The sequence below is a fragment of the Streptomonospora sediminis genome (assembly GCF_054778995.1).
In genome coordinates this window covers 1-1,369 of record NZ_BAAGYZ010000033.1, presented here as the reverse complement: position 1 = coordinate 1,369, position 1,369 = coordinate 1, and the positions used below count along the sequence as shown (strand labels likewise).

Sequence of the window (1,369 nt, the reverse complement as noted above, 5' to 3'; positions counted from 1 at the left end):
AACCCCCACAACCCCGCCGACACCGGCGAATACACCGCATCCGACCGATCCACCGACACCCCACCAACCGTCACACACCACAACGGCACCCCCACCCCCAAATCGGCCAACCCCTGCCGCAGCACAACCAACTCCCACAAACCGGCCAACGCCCCATCACCATCAGTGCCACAGCCGAACGTGGCGACCACCCCGGCCAACTCACCCTGGCGTTGGTCCACCTCCGCGGAGATCCGTTCGGCCACCGCCGACCGGGACACGCCCGCGCCCAGTCCGACCACGACGGCCTCGGCGCCGCGCGACCGCAGTGTTTCGGCCAACCGTTGCGCGTCCTCGGCACGCTCTTCGTCGGTGACCACGGCCCACAACCCGTAGAGGCTCCGGCCGCTCGCCGGCGAGAACGGAACCCAGCGGACGCCGTACCGGCTCGCACCGACCATCGAAGAGCGGCGGTTCGGGTCGAGGAAGCCCGGACGCGGCCAGAATCGATCGCGCTGGAACGCATACAACGGCAAACCGACCACCGACGGCGCCGGGCCGTCGCCGGCACCGGCCGTGATCACCGCGGGCCAGTCGACGGCCGCTCCTTCCACATACAACCGGGCCACCGCGGCCAGCAGGGTCTCGGCCTCGGGCCGGTCGCGGCGCTGGGTTCCCACCACCACCGCCCCCGGTGCGGCCTCACCCACCGCCGGCACCAACACCGCGTCCGGACCCACCTCCACAAACCGGGAAACGCCGCGTTCGACCAGATCGGCCACCCCCGCCCCGAACCGGACCGGCCGGCGCACATGCGAAACCCAGTACTCCACCGAACACAGCAACTCCGGATCCGCCAACTCCCCCGTCAGATTCGACACCACCGGCAACTCCGGCCGGTGGAACGCAATGTGTTCCAGAGACCGGGCGAACTCGGCCACCATCGGATCCATCCGCGGCGAATGGAACGCATGACTCACCCGCAACCACCGCGTCTTACGACCCCAGGAAGCAACCGTCTCCGCGATCTCCCCGACCGGTTCCGCATCACCCGAAACCACCACCGAACCCGGACCGTTGACCGCCGCCACCCCCACCCGATCGGCCAGGCCCTCCAGCAGCGGAAGCACTTCCTCCTCCGTCGCCTGCAGCGACACCATCGCCCCACCCGCAGGCAACGCCTGCATCAACCGGCCCCGCGCCGCCACCACACTGCACGCGTCCCGCAACGACCACACCCCCGCCACATAAGCGGCCGCGAACTCACCCACCGAATGGCCCATCACGTAATCCGGCGCAACACCCCACGACTCCAACAGCCGGAACAACCCGACCTCGTAGGCGAACAACGCCGGCTGGGTGTAGCCGGTCTCGTCCAAGGACTCACCCG

General features: G+C 69.4%; 1 protein-coding gene. It reads right to left on the bottom strand.

From position 1 onward, the window contains the following. A partial coding sequence (locus tag ACYVD5_RS08985; protein ID WP_461000484.1) for an acyltransferase domain-containing protein occupies nt 1-1,358 on the bottom strand: 1,358 nt, incomplete at its 3' end. Between the last annotated feature and the right edge of the window lie 11 nt (nt 1,359-1,369).